The 16,404-nt window shown below is 68.5% G+C and carries 19 protein-coding genes; 10 read left to right on the top strand and 9 right to left on the bottom strand.

Annotated features, from left to right (window positions below):
* Nucleotides 1–143: 143 nt before the first annotated feature.
* The 5 genes from ACYVLP_RS07860 (at nt 144) to ACYVLP_RS07840 (ending at nt 5,877) form a co-directional block, all read left to right on the top strand.
* On the top strand, nt 144–2,903 hold the full coding sequence (locus ACYVLP_RS07860; protein ID WP_460626787.1) for a helix-turn-helix transcriptional regulator: 2,760 nt from the start codon (nt 144–146) through the stop codon (nt 2,901–2,903).
* A gap of 460 nt (nt 2,904–3,363) precedes the next feature.
* Nucleotides 3,364–4,335, top strand: a complete 972-nt coding sequence (locus ACYVLP_RS07855; RefSeq protein WP_460626786.1) for an aldo/keto reductase — start codon at nt 3,364–3,366, stop codon at nt 4,333–4,335.
* A gap of 166 nt (nt 4,336–4,501) precedes the next feature.
* Nucleotides 4,502–4,927: a hypothetical protein gene (locus tag ACYVLP_RS07850; protein WP_460626785.1), complete on the top strand. Its 426-nt coding sequence runs from the start codon at nt 4,502–4,504 to the stop codon at nt 4,925–4,927.
* 214 nt (nt 4,928–5,141) lie between these two features.
* The gene (locus tag ACYVLP_RS07845; protein WP_460626784.1) at nt 5,142–5,681 is read left to right on the top strand and encodes an endonuclease V; all 540 of its coding nucleotides are present in this window, start codon (nt 5,142–5,144) and stop codon (nt 5,679–5,681) included.
* Nucleotides 5,682–5,742: 61 nt separating this feature from the next.
* Nucleotides 5,743–5,877, top strand: coding sequence for a hypothetical protein (locus ACYVLP_RS07840; RefSeq protein WP_460626783.1), 135 nt, complete (start codon nt 5,743–5,745; stop codon nt 5,875–5,877).
* Nucleotides 5,878–5,986: 109 nt separating this feature from the next.
* On the opposite strand, the gene ACYVLP_RS07835 is transcribed toward ACYVLP_RS07840, so the two are convergent.
* The 5 genes from ACYVLP_RS07835 to ACYVLP_RS07815 form a co-directional block, all read right to left on the bottom strand.
* A complete protein-coding gene (locus ACYVLP_RS07835) occupies nt 5,987–6,361 on the bottom strand; it encodes a DUF4440 domain-containing protein (RefSeq protein ID WP_460626782.1) in 375 nt (124 codons plus the stop codon).
* A gap of 112 nt (nt 6,362–6,473) precedes the next feature.
* Nucleotides 6,474–6,731, bottom strand: a complete 258-nt coding sequence (locus ACYVLP_RS07830) for a Txe/YoeB family addiction module toxin (RefSeq protein ID WP_460626781.1) — start codon at nt 6,729–6,731, stop codon at nt 6,474–6,476.
* 1 nt (nt 6,732) lies between these two features.
* Nucleotides 6,733–6,879, bottom strand: coding sequence for a type II toxin-antitoxin system Phd/YefM family antitoxin (locus tag ACYVLP_RS07825; RefSeq protein ID WP_460626780.1), 147 nt, complete (start codon nt 6,877–6,879; stop codon nt 6,733–6,735).
* Between the two features lie 67 nt (nt 6,880–6,946).
* Entirely contained in the window at nt 6,947–7,099 is a 153-nt protein-coding gene (locus tag ACYVLP_RS07820) for a DUF1660 family phage protein (protein ID WP_460626779.1), read from the bottom strand.
* A gap of 100 nt (nt 7,100–7,199) precedes the next feature.
* Nucleotides 7,200–9,806 (bottom strand): hypothetical protein, encoded by a 2,607-nt coding sequence (locus tag ACYVLP_RS07815; protein WP_460626778.1) that lies wholly within the window; start codon nt 9,804–9,806, stop codon nt 7,200–7,202.
* Between the two features lie 415 nt (nt 9,807–10,221).
* Here ACYVLP_RS07815 and ACYVLP_RS07810 point away from each other — a divergent pair, with 415 nt between their 5' ends.
* The gene (locus ACYVLP_RS07810) at nt 10,222–10,584 is read left to right on the top strand and encodes a hypothetical protein (protein WP_460626777.1); all 363 of its coding nucleotides are present in this window, start codon (nt 10,222–10,224) and stop codon (nt 10,582–10,584) included.
* 89 nt (nt 10,585–10,673) lie between these two features.
* On the opposite strand, the gene ACYVLP_RS07805 is transcribed toward ACYVLP_RS07810, so the two are convergent.
* Entirely contained in the window at nt 10,674–11,072 is a 399-nt protein-coding gene (locus ACYVLP_RS07805) for a YrdB family protein (protein WP_460626776.1), read from the bottom strand.
* Between the two features lie 236 nt (nt 11,073–11,308).
* Here ACYVLP_RS07805 and ACYVLP_RS07800 point away from each other — a divergent pair, with 236 nt between their 5' ends.
* Together ACYVLP_RS07800 and ACYVLP_RS07795 are read left to right on the top strand one after the other, a co-directional pair.
* Entirely contained in the window at nt 11,309–11,668 is a 360-nt protein-coding gene (locus tag ACYVLP_RS07800) for a cupin domain-containing protein (RefSeq protein ID WP_460626775.1), read from the top strand.
* Nucleotides 11,669–11,808: 140 nt separating this feature from the next.
* The gene (locus tag ACYVLP_RS07795) at nt 11,809–12,279 is read left to right on the top strand and encodes a hypothetical protein (protein ID WP_460626774.1); all 471 of its coding nucleotides are present in this window, start codon (nt 11,809–11,811) and stop codon (nt 12,277–12,279) included.
* Between the two features lie 324 nt (nt 12,280–12,603).
* On the opposite strand, the gene ACYVLP_RS07790 is transcribed toward ACYVLP_RS07795, so the two are convergent.
* The gene (locus ACYVLP_RS07790; protein WP_460626773.1) at nt 12,604–13,020 is read right to left on the bottom strand and encodes a DUF6855 family protein; all 417 of its coding nucleotides are present in this window, start codon (nt 13,018–13,020) and stop codon (nt 12,604–12,606) included.
* A 122-nt stretch (nt 13,021–13,142) separates the two neighbouring features.
* Between ACYVLP_RS07790 and ACYVLP_RS07785 the strand changes: the two genes are divergently transcribed.
* The gene (locus ACYVLP_RS07785; protein WP_460626772.1) at nt 13,143–13,664 is read left to right on the top strand and encodes a WYL domain-containing transcriptional regulator; all 522 of its coding nucleotides are present in this window, start codon (nt 13,143–13,145) and stop codon (nt 13,662–13,664) included.
* Between the two features lie 175 nt (nt 13,665–13,839).
* Complete coding sequence (locus tag ACYVLP_RS07780) at nt 13,840–14,613, top strand: phosphotransferase (RefSeq protein WP_460626771.1); 774 nt, start codon at nt 13,840–13,842, stop codon at nt 14,611–14,613.
* Nucleotides 14,614–14,697: 84 nt separating this feature from the next.
* On the opposite strand, the gene ACYVLP_RS07775 is transcribed toward ACYVLP_RS07780, so the two are convergent.
* Together ACYVLP_RS07775 and ACYVLP_RS07770 are read right to left on the bottom strand one after the other, a co-directional pair.
* Entirely contained in the window at nt 14,698–15,486 is a 789-nt protein-coding gene (locus ACYVLP_RS07775; RefSeq protein WP_460626770.1) for an ABC transporter permease subunit, read from the bottom strand.
* Between the two features lies 1 nt (nt 15,487).
* Nucleotides 15,488–16,399: an ABC transporter ATP-binding protein gene (locus ACYVLP_RS07770; RefSeq protein ID WP_460626769.1), complete on the bottom strand. Its 912-nt coding sequence runs from the start codon at nt 16,397–16,399 to the stop codon at nt 15,488–15,490.
* Nucleotides 16,400–16,404 lie beyond the last annotated feature (5 nt).

Here is a 16,404-nt window from a genome sequence, read left to right as displayed (position 1 = left end):
GCCCACAACCGACGCTATGGGACGCTATGCACCTCAGGACCGGGTGGCATCAGTCGAACGACTTACCCGCAGGGTCTGTCGGTGGGGCGAGGCTGGCGCTCGTCGTCGGGCACCAGTGCCTTCACGTCTCGTCGGGAGGCCGGATGAGCGACCAGGGTGAGGACACGAGGAGACCGGCTGCCCGGCCGGCGAGCTCCTCCGGACTGATCGGGCGCGACTCGGTGCTCGAGAGCCTGCGCCGGCTGATTGCCGACGAGAGCGCCGCCGCGGTGCTCCTTGGTATCCCCGGCGCCGGCAAGACGGCGATTCTCGACGTCCTGGCCCACGAGGCAGAGTCCGCCGGCATGCAGGTCCTGCGCACGGCCGGGAGGCCGTCGGAGCAGGATCTCCCGTACGCGGCACTCACCACCCTGCTGGGGCCACCCGTCCTGGGCCTGCTCGCGCTGGCGGATGACCCGCTCCGTCTCCGGCTGGGCGTGCTCGACCATCTCCGGACGTTAGGTCGCGCCACGCCGCTGCTCATGGTGGTCGATGACCTGCACTGGCTGGATCCGACGTCGCGGGCCGTGCTCGGGTTCATCGCCGCACGGCTCGAGGGCGAGCCTGTGCGACTACTCGTGGCAGCCCGTGGCGAACGCCCGCCCGCCGGGTTCGAGTCCGTGCCCCGCCTGCCACTGCCGCCGCTCGACGCGGACGAGTCCGCGATGCTGCTGCGGCGGAGCGGACTGAAACTCACCGGAGCACAGCGCGTCACGGTCGTGGCGCGAGGCGCGGGCAACCCTCTGGCGTTGCTCGAGCTGGGCCGGACGGCTGCCAGGGCGCGGAGTCCGGTCCTGGCAGCCGCGGACGAGTCCGTCGTTCCGGCCCGCGTCGAAGAGGTCTTCGCGACTGACCTCCAGGCGCTTCCGCGCACCACTCGTGACGTGCTCCTGCTGGTGGCTGCGGGTGGTGACGACCTCGGCGTGCTCGCGCGGTCCGTCGGCGAGCAGACCGCATTGGAAGCGCTCGCCGCCGCCGAACGGCGGGGCGTATTGCGGACGGTCGGACGCCGCGCGACCTTCCGGCATCCCTTGGTCGGCTCCGTCGTCTACTCAACGGCCACCGCCGAAGAGCGCGTCGCCGCGCACCGGTTGTTGGCTCGAAGTCACGATGACGACGACCGTGCGATCTGGCACGAGGGGCAGGCATGTCTCGGGCCTGACGAGCGAGTGGCCGCTCGGCTCATGGAGTCGGCGGTTCGAGCGCGGGACCGCGGCGCGCACCCCGAGGCCGCGCGGGCCGCGATCCGGGCCGCAGAGCTGAGCGCGAGGCGGGAGGACCGTGAGAGCCGACTGCTCGAGGCCATCAGGATCATGGTGCCGATCGGTCCGCCCGACCAGCTCTTGGCATTGGCCGCCCACTTGCGGTCGACCTCGCCCGACCCCATGATTCGAGCGCGAGCCGGGCACTACGCCGCATATGCCGTGGCACACACCGCGCGGCAGACAGCTGCCCGCACCGCCCTCGTCGAGGTGATGCCCGAGCTGGAGCCGCTCAACGTCGACGACGTGGCCTGGGCGTCGCTCACGAGCCTCGCCATGCTGGTCTACCGGACGGACGAGGGCTCGGAGGTCGTCGACCACTGGCTCGCGCGCCTCGAACGTGCATCCGCCGAGCTGCCGGCCCCCTTCGACGCCGTCGCCCGGGCGGACCGCGCCTGGATCCGGGTCGGCGCGCATTCCATGCAGCGTCCGCCGGAGCTGCACCGGCTGGTCCGTGAGACTGCGGCGATCGACCCTGCCGTGAGCATCGGTGCGGCCGCGACCCAGGCGTTGATGCTCGGCGGGACGGCCCTGCTGCTCGACGAGTCGGCGGTTGCTCGGGAGCGGTATACGAGGGCGGTCGAGCTCATGGGCCGCACCCACACCGAGCAGCTTCCACAGACCCTTCTCGGATTCGCCGAAGTGCATTGGGACCTGGGAGCGTTCGACGAGATGGACCGGTTGGCGCGCTGGCTGGCAGACCTCGCCGAGGCACGGTTCCTGTATTTCGACGGTCAGGTCGCCTTTGAGCTGCAGGGACGGGTGGCCTCTGTCCGCGGCGACATCGACCGTGCGCGAGGGTTGCTCGACACGGCGCTTCAAGGGGTCGAGATCGGCGAGGACATAGCCCTGGAGATGAGCGTTCGCCTGTCTCGGGCCTATCTGGCGTTCGCGGAGGGCGATGCCGAGGAGGAGTTCGAGCAGCTTCGGGGGGCATTCCGGCCGGACGGCCGGGCACGCCACCAGCGGGTGTCCTACCGAGGCTTGGGTGAGCTTGCCGCGGCCGCTGTGCGGCAGGGACGGGCCGCTGAGCTGACGCCAATCCTCGAGCACGCTCGTGGGGTGCTGCTCGGGGCGGGACCACGCAACGTCGCGCGGCTCGCGCGCGCGGATGCCCTGCTCGAGCCGGATCCCGAGCGCGCCGACACGCTCTTTCGCATGGCGATCGGGCGGCCGGCCGAGTCGTGGCCGTTCGAGCTGGCCCTGACCCGTCTCGACTATGGTGCCGCGCTGCGGCGACAACGCCGCATCAGCGAGGCCCGGACTCAGCTGCATGCGGCATACGACGTCTTGCGGCGGCTGGGGGCGCGCGCCTGGGCTGACCGGGCCCGCGCCGAGCTTCGGGCCGCCGGGCTCAGAGAGGTGCGATTGGATGCCGACGAGGGCTGGCTCCGGCTGACGGCACAGGAGCGTGAGGTCGTGCGCCTGGCCGCGGCCGGACGAACCAACAGAGAGATTGCCGGTCTTCTCTACATGTCGCCGCGCACGGTCGGCGTCCATCTCTATCGCGCCTTCCCCAAGCTCGGGGTCGCGTCACGCTCGCAGCTGCGCGACGTCGTCGATCACACGCAGGATCCCGGCGCGCGCACCGACGCAGGCTGACGGGTCTGCAGCTGGCCGACATGGGAAACCGTCGTCGGCCTGCGCTTCGCTCCTGCCAAGGCCAGGGCATCATCGGCCGCCACGAGACACAGCAGGACGGCCCCACTCGCAAGCCCACGACGCTCTGCGCCTACCGCATTGCGGTTGACCACCACCTGATCCCCGGCATCGGCCCGGTTGAGCTACCGCCACACGCTTTCGAGGTCTGCGCTTCGACGTTCAGCCGGCTCCCGCGCGTTCGCCTCGCGCTCCCGAGCCGCGCCCGCGCACGCCGATGGCACCACATGAACGGAGGCGAACGAGACCAGAAATTGGACCACGCCCGTATCCGTCGCACACAGGGTGCGAAACGGCGTGCCGCTGCCCGCGCGGTCGTGAGCGTCCGACCGTGCTGATGAGCGCGCGTGCCGATGTGCGCGCGCGCCGATGTGCGCCGGCAGCAATGCACGAGACTGACCGTATGGAACAGACCCGTCTTGGTAGCACTGGCCTGAGGATCAGCCGGCTGGCACTGGGGTGCATGAGCTATGGCGATCCGACGACCGAACGAGCCCACGAGTGGGCGCTGGCCGACGACGACGCCCAGCCGTTCTTCCGGCAGGCGATCGAGCTGGGCATCACCTTCTGGGACACCGCGAACGTCTACCAGGCCGGGACGTCAGAGGAGGTCGTCGGTCGCGCCATCCGGCGCTACTCGCGCCGCGAGGACATCGTGCTGGCTACCAAGGTGCACGGCACGATGCACGACGGACCGGGCGGATCAGGGCTGTCCCGCAAGGCCATCCTCGAACAGATCGACGCCTCTTTGGCCCGACTCGGCACCGACTACATCGACCTGTACCAGATCCACCGCTTCGACCCCAACACACCGGTCGAGGAGACCATGGAGGCGCTGCACGACATCGTCAAGGCCGGAAAGGTCCGCTACCTCGGCGCATCCTCGATGTATGCGTGGCAGTTCGCCAAGCTGCAACACGCCGCCGACCTCGGCGGCTGGACCCGCTTCGTGTCCATGCAGAACCAGTACAACCTGTTGCGCCGCCAGGATGAGCCCGAGCTGATGGCCATGTGTGCTGACAGCGGCGTCGGCTTGGTGCCCTATTCGCCGCAGGGCAAGGGCCGCGTGGCCCGACCGTGGGGTGAGCAGTCCATCCGTTCCACTGTCGATCACGTGGTGCAGGCCTTCGACTCGCCGTTGGACGAGCCCGTCGTGACCGCCGTTGAGGATCTTGCTCGCGCTCGCGGGGTGACGATGGCGCAGATCGCGCTCGCGTGGGTGCTGCGCAACCCTGCCGTGTCCGCGCCGATCGTCGGCGCAACAAAACCCCATCACCTGCCCGAAGCCGCCGGTGCCCTCGAGCTCGACCTGACCGACGACGAGGCTGCCGCGCTCGAGGAGCCATACCGCGACCACGGCCCGTCCTGGTACTGACCGGCCGATCCCGCTCGCTCCACGCAGCAGCGACGGGCCTAGCGTCACCGCTCATCATCGCGACGGGTGTTGCGACCCGTGATGCTAGCCCGGGGAGAGCTTCTCGGAAACGGTTGTCCGGGTTCCCGAGAGGGCGGGCAGAGGTGTTTGACCCGATACTCACACCATGAAGACGCTGGACAACCGCAATGGCCACGCGCGCAAAGCGACCCCGCTCACGTTCCTTACCGGAGCCGCTGGCCTCCTCGCGGTGGCGTGTACCGCATGCGGGTCCCCCGACGCGAACACGGCGGCCGCTTCACTCGCCGAAGCGCGGAGCGCGTGCAATCTCGATCGCCCTGAAGCCTCAGAGCTGAGGGCCGCTTCACTGACCGTTCTGTTGCCCGCGCACGGCCAGGACTACAGCGCCGCGGTTTCGAGTCTGAGTTGTTTGAGCGGAAAGCTGGGAGGTCCAGCGGACTTCGGGGACCGGGTCATGTACGGCACGCGACCGAGCGGCTCCGCCAAATGGGCCGACCTGACGGTCAACTGGAACCTCCTCAATGGACGCCCGGACGGGGGCGGGGTCCTTTCGATCGGCCCGAACGAATAATGCTCATGACCGAGATCCACTCTCATGCCGCGCGGAGGACGTTCGTCCGACTATGCCGCTCTACGGGCGAACGCCCGACCAGACGCCTTGCACAGCGATCGCGGCTGCTGTGCCGCGTTGCGGGAGAACGCCTGTGTTGCCGCACGTCGCGCTGTCGGTCGAGGCGGAACCCGGGCAACCCGCCGGTGCCCACCGAATCGTCCACACTGGGCTGATGGCCTCCTTGTCGCCCAAGTCCGCGTGGGTGGGTGCCGTAGATGTCCACTACAACGAGGTCGGCGGGGCGACCGCTGCGCTCGTCATATGCCGCGGGTCCGACTTTGCGACAGTGGTGGCCGAGCACGTCGCCGACATCGGTCACATAGCGCCGTACAAACCTGGCGCGCTCTTTGAGCGCGAGCTTCCGTGCATCCGGGCGGTCTTGACCCTCAGCAGGCCCCTCGATCTCCTCGTCGTCGACGGATACGCGACCCTCGACCCGGACGGCCGACCGGGCCTCGGTGCGCATGCCGCGGACGCATTCAGAGTTCCCGTCATCGGTGTCGCAAAGACGCACTTCCACACAGCGACCCACGCAATAGAGGTCGTCAGGGGTGTCGCCACGCGGCCCCTCTACGTCACGGCCGCCGGCGGCATCGAGATCGAAGAAGCCGCCCGCATCGTCGCTGGGATGGCAGGGCCACACCGCATCCCGTCCGTGTTGAGAAGGGTCGACCGACTCGCCCGCGGGCGGGCGCAACCCGTAGTCGTATGAGCCCGTCGCTTGAGGGTCGGGGCGACCGGCCGGCACCGCAAACGAGCTCCAGCATCCGGCCGTGCGACACTCGACGCCGACACCTCCAATCGCCCTGCGCGCCACGGTCACGGTGCCCGTCACGGCGCCATCGGGCCTGGCGACGCTCAGCGCGCGGTCCGTCGACAACGTGATCATGACGGTGACGCCACGTTGACGCGAGGCCTCGATTTCCGCAAGCGGACGCTTGTCGGGCTGGGCAGCTGCACCAACATCCGGAACTGCCGCAGACCGGTGGTGCCGATGAGCGGATCACGGGATGGCGGTCAGTCCTTCGCCCCTTGTGGGTGGCGCGCCACCAAGCGCCATATGCCGTTCTCGATGGCCCAGATATCCAATATCCGTCCTGCACCGATCACCGGTTCCGCCTCCTCTTCACCGGCAACGGGTTCCCGGGACAGGCTGATCCACGATTCCACGACACGCGTGTCGCCGAGGTCCAGTTGGCGGGAGATGGCGATCTGGAACCAATTCCATGTCACCGAGCAACTCGCCTCGATCCACTCGCGCTTTCCTCTGCGGATTTCCGACACCGGCTCAACCCAGATCATGCGTTCGCTGACCACGGCGTCCAGGTGCTTCCGGTCGCGAACCCGCACCGCTTCCTGGAGGGCCTTGGTGCTTTCCTCGGCATCGAACATGCCGGCCATCCTGTCGTATCGACCCGACCGCCCGCCCAGCAACCCCGGAGAGTGGCAGCCCGTTCGAGCCGGGCCAGGGTGGGCAAACCGTCCCATGCCGCAGAGGGACCGTCTACCCGTAGTGATATCGGCAGGCGGCGATGCGGACCTGGTCACCCGCGATCTTGTAGACCAGGCGATGTTCGTCGGTGATTCGTCGGGACCAGTATCCGGCGAAGTCGTGTTTGAGCGCCTCGGGCTTGCCGATGCCTTCGTTGCCATTGCGTTGGATGTCGACCAACAGGGCGTTGATTCTCTTGAGCACCTTGCGGTCCTGTTCCTGCCACCACAAGCAGTCGTCCCAGGCGTTTTCGTCCCAGACGAGCACCACCTCAGTCGGTGTCGATCAGGTCGCGGGCCTGGCCGCCACCGGCCTCGAGGCGCTCCATCGCGTCGAGCAGACGTCGGGCGTTGGCCGGCGAACGCATCAGGTAGGCGGTCTCCCGGAGGGACTCGTAGTCATCGAGCGAGACAATCACGACCGGGTCGTGCCGTCATCCGGAAATGCAGCGGCGAGCGCGGTCGTGCCGCCTTGCTGCTCGACGGTCATCCGAGCCAGGGCCCCATATCCATGTCCTTGTCCACGGCGTCAACGTAGCCGCAGCGCTTGCAGGTGAGCAGCACGACGTGGTGGGCCTGCTGCTCGCGCTTCCACGAATGCCCGAAGATCATGCAGATGAGGTTTCTCGGCCTCGGCACGACCCCATCATCCACCTGCGGGGCTTCGGCCCGTCTGGGAAGAGTTGAGGCAGAGGTGCCGGAAACGCCCGAGGCCACTTCCGACCATGCCGCGTGCGGGTCAGTGCGTGACTGCCAGTCCGTCGATGAGGACCTGCTTGGCGCTGACACTGCGAATCGTGACGGTACCCGTACGGGTCACTGTCTGCAGTGGCAGCCACAGCACCTGTCGCGCCTTGGTCGTGGAGGAGTAGAGGCTCACACGGCCGAGCTTGACGCCGGCGTGATACACGTCAACGGTCCCGCAGGTCGAGCATGTGGTCGCGACCAGCGCGAGGCGTCGGCTCTGCACACCGATGCGTGTCAGTTGTGCGCTGGTCTTCACGGTCTTGCTGTAAGTGTTGTACATGTAGCTGGTCGAGCTGCCTCGGGTCCATCCCGTGGAGGCGCTCAGGGCGCGGTCGTCCAGGGGCATCGAGGTGCATCGGTCGGCGCTCCACGCGCCGGCGTTACCGGCGCGGTCGCGGGCACGAACGGAGAAGCAGTAGTGGTATCCGGGGCTCAGCGTGGTGGTGAGGGACTTGGAGGTCAGCTTCTGCCAGGACGAGGGGGAGGTGTACGCCCCGAAGCCGGCGGAAGGCGAGGCGCGCCGGAAGCGCACGTCGTAGCTCGCCAGGCCGGAGCCCCCAGAGTCTGCGGCCGTCCATGTCAACGTCGATGGGGAGCGGGTCTGCACCGACGCGGGTGCCGTCACTGCGGAGGTGGGTGCGCTGGCGTCGACGATCCAGCTCTTGGTGACCAGACTCGACTGCTTGCCGCTGGGGTCGGTGACCTGCGCGCTGAGGGTGTGGCTGCCGGCGGCGAGAGCGCTGAAAGCGAGGGTGGATCCGCACGCGGTCCATGTCGTCGCCGTGTCCAGGCGGCACTGCCGGCGCAGGGACCCGGCCGGGTCGTCGCCGTCGGTGGCCCCGATCGCGAGGGTGGTGCTGCGGGTGGTGTAGGCAGGGACGGTGACGCTCGCCGTCGGGGCGAGCTGGTCGCCCACCGACCACCTCGGGTCGATCCACCCGGTGGAGGCCGTGGACAGCTGTCGGGCGCCGGAACCGTCGGCAGCGGCGACCCACATCGTCGCCTCGAAGTCGCCGGTGTACCGAGCGAACGCCACCCTCGTGCCCGTCGGGTCGAACGTTGCTGCCCGGTTGTCACCTATTGGCAAGGCAAGCGGGTGCGCCCCGGATCCGTCAAGCCCCGAGACCATGAATGTGCGAGGGCCGTTGTTGGACGGACCGGAGGTGTCGACGCGCCTCTGGGCCACGAGCCATCCCTGAGGGGAGATGGTGTAGCTCTCGATTGAGTCAGTTCCCGGGATCGGCGTGATGTGACCGTTGGACAGCTGCAGCCGTTCGAGGCGTCCGAAGCCCTCATAGCTGTGCAGCACCACCTCAACCCCGTCGGGGGCCGCCGCGAGCTGAGCGTGATTCGGCACGTCGGCGACCTTCCGCAGCCCTGAGCCGTCTTCGCGCACGACCCAAAGGGTGCGTAGCTGCTCGGAGTAACCGCGTAGGAACGCGATGGTGCCGTCGGGCAGCCACCGCGCGTCCGAGGTGTAGTCCGCGTCCGGGTTGGCGCTGTTGCCGGTCCCGGGTACCGTCACGCACTGCTCGGTCGCCACCGGGCAGACCCGCACGTCGGCGCCGCCCGCTGTGACCCACCGGGTCCGGGACGCATCCAGATCGACCCGCTCGACCGTCAGGGGGCGCGCCGCTGGCGCTGCCGAGTCGGTCGCGAACGAGACGGCGTGGCCGTACCAGTCGTTGCCGATGACCTCGCTGGTCACGGCCGAGACGTCGACGACGACGTCGGGCGACTCGGCGTAGCGTCCGTTGGCTGCCACGACGGCCAGCCGGCGCGGACCGGCGCCGGGCACGTTGGCTTGCGTGGCGGACGCAGATGGGCTGGCCAGAAGGATGCGGCCACCGCCGGTGATGTCGTAGACGCGGTAGCCGCGACCTGGCAGCGTGCTGGGCGGCTGCCACGACACCGTGGCCGAAAGTCGACCCGGGATGGCCGTGACCTGCGTCGGCGGCTCCACCGGGTCGTAGCCCTCGAGCATCACCGGAACGGCGAGGCTCGCCGGGCCGTCACCGGGAACGATCAGGTCCTCGTACATGGTGTAGTTGCCGGCCGTGGCGGCGATCTCCACCGTGCACGCCTGGCCGGTCAACAGGGTCAGGCCGGCGCAGTGGTCTCCGCCCGGCGTGACCGCGAACTTCGGCGGCGTGGAAGCGGAGGCGACCACGGCGGTTCCGGCCTTCCATGGCTTGTCACCGGTGTTGCTCACCGTCACTTGGCGCGTGACAGACGTGCCGGTCAGGGCGCCGGTCGCGACGCTGCCCGGCGTCGCGCGGGGAACCGATACCGCCCGACTCGGATCGTTGTCGCCGATCCGGACCTGGGCGCCGGAATACTGGCCGTCACGGGAGAGCTGGCACGAGCCTGTCACGTCGACCGACAGCGCCGCCACGTCTTCGGTCGCAGTGGCCTGGGCGACGTAGACCGTCAGAGTCCCATAAGTAAACGTGCAGCTCCTGGCTCCACGGGTCAGCCTGACCGTCTGCTCCGGGTTGGGCCCGGTGACGCCGAGCGTCCACGAGCCGGTGCGGGCCGGCCACGCCATGGTCAAGGTCGCCGAGGGGCCGCCCATCACGTCGTCCACTGCGACGGTCACGGTCGAGGAAGCCGGGTCGACCTGGGCTTTCGGGACACCCGCGACAGGGCCCGCCGGGTACGTGTCAATCCATGAAGAGAGCCGCGTGGATGTAATCCGCTCACCGATGACCGCGACATCGCCTGCAGCGGCAGCGTGCGCCTGCGGTGCCGCAGCTGGCACACCTGCAAGACCGCCCAACGTGAGGACGCAGGCCACCATCACCATGCGAGTACGCCGCACGACCCCCCCCTGCTCCGCCACTGCGCGCCCGGCGGGCGCAATCCGCGTAAGAGTAAACCCTCGTGCGGCGACAGGTGGTCCCACACCTCAAATACGCAGACGCCGCTGACTCCTTGACCGTCCGCCACCGGTTCACGGCAATGCCGCGCAACCCCACGGCCGGTCCAGTCAGCAGCGGCAGATCCCGCCAGGGGTGAGCGATCAGGCCCCCGAACGGTGGACGCAGCTGGCCGATGAGCACGGGGATCCGGTGCTGATCCCGGTCGACAATGCCAGCATTGTGCTCTTCGACCTGGCAGAGGCGGAGCAGCTTCGCCTGGAGCAGGCGAAGGTCGATCCCCGCGCGATGTATACGCGTCTGATCGATGTGCCGTTTGCTCGCATGGGGGATGCCGTCGTGATCAGGTGTGGAAAGGGCGACGGTGCATACAACATCTGGCTGGGCCATGCGGGCGAGCAGTTGGCTCAGATCGTGGTGGACCTCCAACTGTTCGACGGAGCCGAAAGCGATGACGCGGGACTCGCTCAGCGTCCCATGCGAAGTGCGCTCGGATAGTCGCGCTCTCGCGCGCTCGTGCCGCGAACCGCTCATTCGCTGGGAGGTCGCCGACGCACCAACGTCAAGCACCGAAGGGGTAAGACCGCTCAGCCAACCGGTGCCTTCACGAGCCGTCGGACGCTCGGCAGCATCGCGAGTGCGTTGACCACCACTGAGTAGACGAGCAGCGCGATCGCCCAGCCGGTGTGGCCGGCGTCGTACAACGCGAGACACGCGAGCCCGAACACGGTCACCTTCGTGACCGGGCGGACCACCGGGCCGCCATACCGTGCCTTGGGTGAGGCGTACAAGTACCAGACCGCCATCGCGACCACAGGCAGTGCCCAGACCAGCAGCCAGGCCGGGTTGTGCTGCCAGCCCCAGACGCCGAACGCCACCAAGGCGAGCAGCTCGTCGACGAACACCAAGAACAGCACTGCCCAGCCGAAGGCGACCACGTGCTTATCCTGCCCGAGCGACAACCGGTCGAGGACCCTTCGCATCATCTCGATGTTTTCGTCCTCCGTTGCGGCCGTCCACCAGGTTTCCGGAAGGCGGACGCGGGCGCGCGCACGTCTTGCCGCGGTCAGTGGTCTCCGAACCGCTGCTGCGCCGCCTGCCGCGTGGTGTCAAGCGCTGCACAGGTGACGGTCCAGGAGTCGCCTGCCTGACGCGCGGCACGAACCGCGTCGTGTAGTTCCTGCTCCGCGGCTGCCGCCGATGCACCTTCGGCCGAGCGCTCATGGCAATCCGCAAGGATGGGCCAGTGCGCGTGATTACTACTGAAGAGCTGACAGCTCGAAACATCACTAGCTTCGGTAGCGACGGCTTCGGCGTGGTTCCCGTGGCGACCGATGCCCACGTTGTCCTCGCCAAGGTCGCCCCGGGCGGGATCATTGGACGTCACCCGGCCGTGGTCGATCAATGCCTATTCGTTGTCAGCGGAGAGGCGGAGGTATCGGGCGAAGACGGCGTCGCGCAGGTGCTTCACCCAGGCTCGGCGGCCCTTTGGACTGCTGGCGAGAGTCACGAAACGTTCAGCAGGGCGGGACTGACCGCTCTTATCGTCGAGAGCGCCGGGCTCGCGGCCGCCTTCGATTGACAAGCATTCACAACGCACTGTCATCAGCCTGAGGCGAACGCCTTTCTGTGCCGCTGATGGCACGTCGCGCGCCCTTGCCGTCAAGAGGTGCGCTCATCGCAACGTCGCCGTGCGACCTCGAGGTGCACCAAGATCGTGCCGTGACGGACAGACAAGCGCCCCCACCGGAGAACGTCCCGCGCCCACGACGTCCCGTGCGCCGGTGGATTCGCACCCGGCCCGCCGACGTCATCGACCTGTTCGTCTACGTTGTCGTCCTGAACCTCGCGATCGAATACCTCCCATCGGTGATCAGCGAAAGCTTCACCCTCTCGCTGCTCACGGCGGGTCTCCTCAAGGTCGCGCTGGAACTGGTACTCCTGCTCAAGGGCCGCATCATCACGATGTTCCGCGCAGCGAGCACTCCGGCCGGAAAGGCCTCAGCCGCCGTGGCCTTGTGGGCGGTCGCCGCCGGCAGCAAGCTTGTGGTGCTCAAGCTGGTCGACGTCGTCTTCGGCGATGCTGTGATCCTGGGAGGGTTCGTACCCGTGACGTTGCTCGTCATCGCTCTCCTGGCGTCCCGCGCGGCTGTTCGCCGGCTGCTGTATGACACGCCAGCGGGAGAGATCTGACGCGATCAGAGTGTCCTCGCGCGGCTGCTCGCTAGGTGTTGCCGCATCCACTCGCCGGATCGACAAGCCGAACCCGGACTAGAGCGTGTGCCCTCAACGGGTTCGCTTGCGCGACAGGGCTGTCCGAGGGGCAGGTCGGCCGTATGCCGTAGCAAGAAAGCTCTCATCGCTCACGCCAGCCACGGCATTTGGCCTCGCTCCCCTGAAGACGGGGAATGAGCGATTTCCAGCCGGCGGCGTAGCCCGACGTCCCTTAACAGCCCCACAGAGGTCCGGCCGGGGCCGTCGATCGTCCGGCAACAAGGGAAATGAAGCGGTCACCCATCAGCGGGCCCGAATCCGGTTGTTACGCGGCTGGTGCTCGACCTCGGCGAGACCGAGGTGCTCGAGCACCGGCGGCACGTAGTTCCCGAAGCGGCCCCGATAGCCCTTGCGCAGCCCGTACCAGCCACCCACCGGGTTCTCCGCCGAGCGGGCCCACGCCTCAACCGTGCCAGGCTTGGCTTCCTTCTGCTCGTCCGCGTTGCCCAGCGGCATCCAGTCACCGTGCTCGACCAGCATCGAATGCAGGTCCTCGATGCATCGCAGCTGGTAGGCGAGCGTCGTCGACCCGACCCGGATCAGTAGCGCCGGCGGATCGGCCGTCTCGTCCCGCCACGCGTCGAACTCCGACGACCCCGGCGGCGTCGCCAGGATCCACGGATCATCCGCCGTGCCGTTCCCCTCGACATGATCAGGCATCGACCAATCTCCTTTGCGCTCGACTGCAGCACCAGGCGGCGCTACCCGACCAGTCTCGCCGCCATACATGACACCATGTGGCATGAATCCCGAACTTCTTGCGAAACGACGGCGGTGACCGGATGCGCGCCGGACGGCTCCTACGCCTGGTGCTGCTCCTCCAGGACGGCCGACGCCACACCGCCGCGGCCCTCGCCGATCAGCTCCAGGTCTCGATGCGAACCGTGTTGCGCGACCTCGACTTGCTCTCTGCCGCAGGCGTCCCCGTCTACGCGTCACGCGGCCCGAACGGAGGCTTCCGGCTTCTCGACACCTTCCAGCAGCCTGGCCTCGCCGTCCCGCCCGGGCTCAACGCCACCCGCGGGTCGCTCCGCCGCGTCCGCGTCCGCCTCGCCCCCGCCGCGCTCCAGCACGCGCTCATCAACGGCCGGCCCGAAGGGTGGCGACCCCGACCCCACCCGACACCGGCACTCGAGCGACCGGACTGGATCGAAGGATCGTTCCGCTTCGACTCCTATGACACCGCGCTCCGCGAGCTCCTCGCCCTCGGACCTGACATCGAGATCCTGCTCCCGGTCGAGCTGCGCGCCGCCATGGCCACCGTTGCCCGCCGGCTCGCCGCGCTGTACGGCCCGGCCCAGTGACCTGGCCTCAGTCGATCGCCGGCAACCTTCGAGTCGCGATGCTCGCTTTGGCAACGTCTGGGGACGGTCCGAAACGGCGTATGCCGCGGCAGGCGCGGTCGTGAGCGTCCGAGTCTGGAGCCGATGAGCGCAAGACCGTGTCGCCGTCACGGATTGCTGTTCGTAAGGTGCTCTTATGCCGGCCGAGCTCGAGCATGAGGAGTCCCTCGAAGGCGGAAACGCGTCGCAGGGCGTCATCCGCGTGGGGGCAACGGTTCGTAAGCCCTGGCTGGCCACGACCGAACGCACCATCGCCTTGATGGGCGCCCTGCACGAGCGCGGGATCGACCTCCCACGAGTCCATGGCCGGGACAACGAGGGCCGATTGGTACTGGATTTCATCCCTGGGGCTTTGGCGATGGACGGCGCGCCTCTGCGCCTCGACCTCGTGAGGCGCGTCGGGGCTCTCGTGCGCGACCTCCACGACGCGAGCGCCGATCTGCCCGTCCCGGACGACTGGGAGGTGTTTATCCCCGCCGAGGATCCGGACCTGCTCTGCCACAACGACCTGGCGACGTGGAACCTCGTCGTCGACGGGGACCGGCTCGTCTTCATCGACTGGGACGGGGCGGGCCCAAGCACGCGCGTGTGGGACTTGGCATATGCCGCCACCGCGTTCGGCCACCTGTTTCCCGGCGCGGAGATCGCCGAGTCTGCGGCCCGCCTCGCGGCCTTCGCCGACGGCTACGGAGCCGAACGAGACCTGCGCGAAGCCCTGCCAGCAGCGATGGCGAAGCGCGCCCGGGCTATGCACGATCTACTCCGCCGATCCCACGAAGTCGAGCGTGAACCGTGGGGAGCTATGTACGTCGCGGGACACGGCGAGCACTGGGCCGGCACAGCGAAGTTCATCGAGGACCACGAGGGCCACTGGGACGCTGCTCTCGGGACCGCACCGGCTACGACCTGACATGGCTCCCGACCGCATGGTCGATCGTGCCGATGAGCCAGATCGCAAGCGGGCCGGGGTGACCGAACGCGACGGCCGGGCCTGTCAGCCGCGGACGTCTCGGCGTCTGAGTCCCCACACGCCGAGCGCCACGAGCACCGCGACGGTCCCGGCCGCCACCCCGACCGCTGGGTAGGAGACGCCCTGCCGTAGGGGGTCGTGGGCAGCGAACTGGTAGAACGGCGAGAACCGTTGGAACGGCTCGAGCCAGTCCACGATCGCGCCGAGGCCGTTGACGAGATATGCCACGACAGCCACCGCGGCCGGCACTCCTCGTGCGAGCCCGACGCGCCCTGTGGCGGCCCCGAGCGCCAAGGCTATGGCGCCAAACACCAGGCCGAGCAGCATCAGGTGCAGCATCGCTGCAACCACCGCGCCGATAGGCAGGTCCAAGTCGAACAGCCGTCCTTCCAGCACGAGGGCCGCACCGGTCGCAGCGGCCAGAAGCGCGGTGCCGGCAACCATCGCGGCCGCCTTCTCCAGGACAACGCGGGTCCGGCTGACCGGGGCACCCAGCAGGAGGTCGATCGTGTGGTTCTCCTCCTCGCCGGCAACCGCGGCAGAGCCCTGCCCAACCGCATAAGCGATGACCATGGCGGGGCCCACGAACGACATGAGCTCGATCTGGATGTAGCCCACAGGCGTGGTCAGGTCTGCGCCGGCACTTGCGAACAGGTTGCGGAACGCCTCCGGCATCTGGTCCAGGAAGTCGCTCATGGACGGCTGCCCCCGCAGGCTCGGCCAGATGGCGGCATACATCAGGACGATCAGGATGATCGCGGACAGCCAGCCCACGAGGCTGCGCCGCTGGTCGTTGAGCGTCTTGGTCAGCACGCTAAGCAGCATGGTGGTCCCCCGTCCCGTAGTAGGCGAGAAAGGTCTCCTCCAGCTCGGCCTCGGTGCACGTGAGGTCCCGGAGGGTGTGCCGCCCCAGGGCCTTGACGACACTGTCCAGGGCGTCCTCAGGTGCACTACACGTCATGGTGTGGTCGGCCACCATGACGTCGCGAACGTCCGGAAGGGAGGCGAAGTCCGCAGCATCCACTGGGTCCTCGAAGGTCGCGTGGATGTGGTGCAAGGAGCGGCTGCGCAGCTGGTCGAGCCGGTCGACCGCGATGAGCTCACCGGACCGCAGGACTCCGACCCGGTCGGCCACCCGCTGAACCTCGCTCAGGACATGCGAGCTCAGCAGGACGGCCCCACCTGAGGCGGCGTGCTCCCGGAGGAGCACGTGGAACTCCTGCTGAGCGAGCGGGTCCAGCCCGCTGGTCGGCTCGTCGAGCACGAGAAGGTCGACCGGGGGCATCAGCGCCAGAACCAGGGCCAGCTTCTGCCGGTTGCCCCGGGACAGGTCTCGCGCCGGCCGGTCCAGATCCAGGACCAGACGCGCGGCAAGCTCGTCTGCCCGCGGGAACCATGGCTGCCCCCGGAGGCGGCTGAGGTACTCCACGTGCTGCCGACCGGTCATCCGGCCATACGTCGCGGGTTCGCCAGGGAGATAGCCGACCCGACGGCGTACCGCCACCGAGTCACGCCACGCATCATGCCCGCAAACGGCCGCCGAGCCCGCGGTCGGGCGAAGCAGCCCCAGCAGGAGCCGGATTGTCGTCGTCTTCCCGGCGCCGTTGGGGCCGAGGTATCCGAACACCTCCCCACGCTCGATCGCCAGGGACAGCCCGCGCAGCGCCCACGAGCGGCCGAACCGCTTGCCCAGCCCCGACGTCTCGAGGAGCAACTCGCCTGCCATGCAAC

It is taken from the genome of Intrasporangium mesophilum (assembly GCF_054783095.1).
Note: the sequence above shows the minus strand (reverse complement) of the source record. Positions and strands in the feature narration are given on the sequence as shown.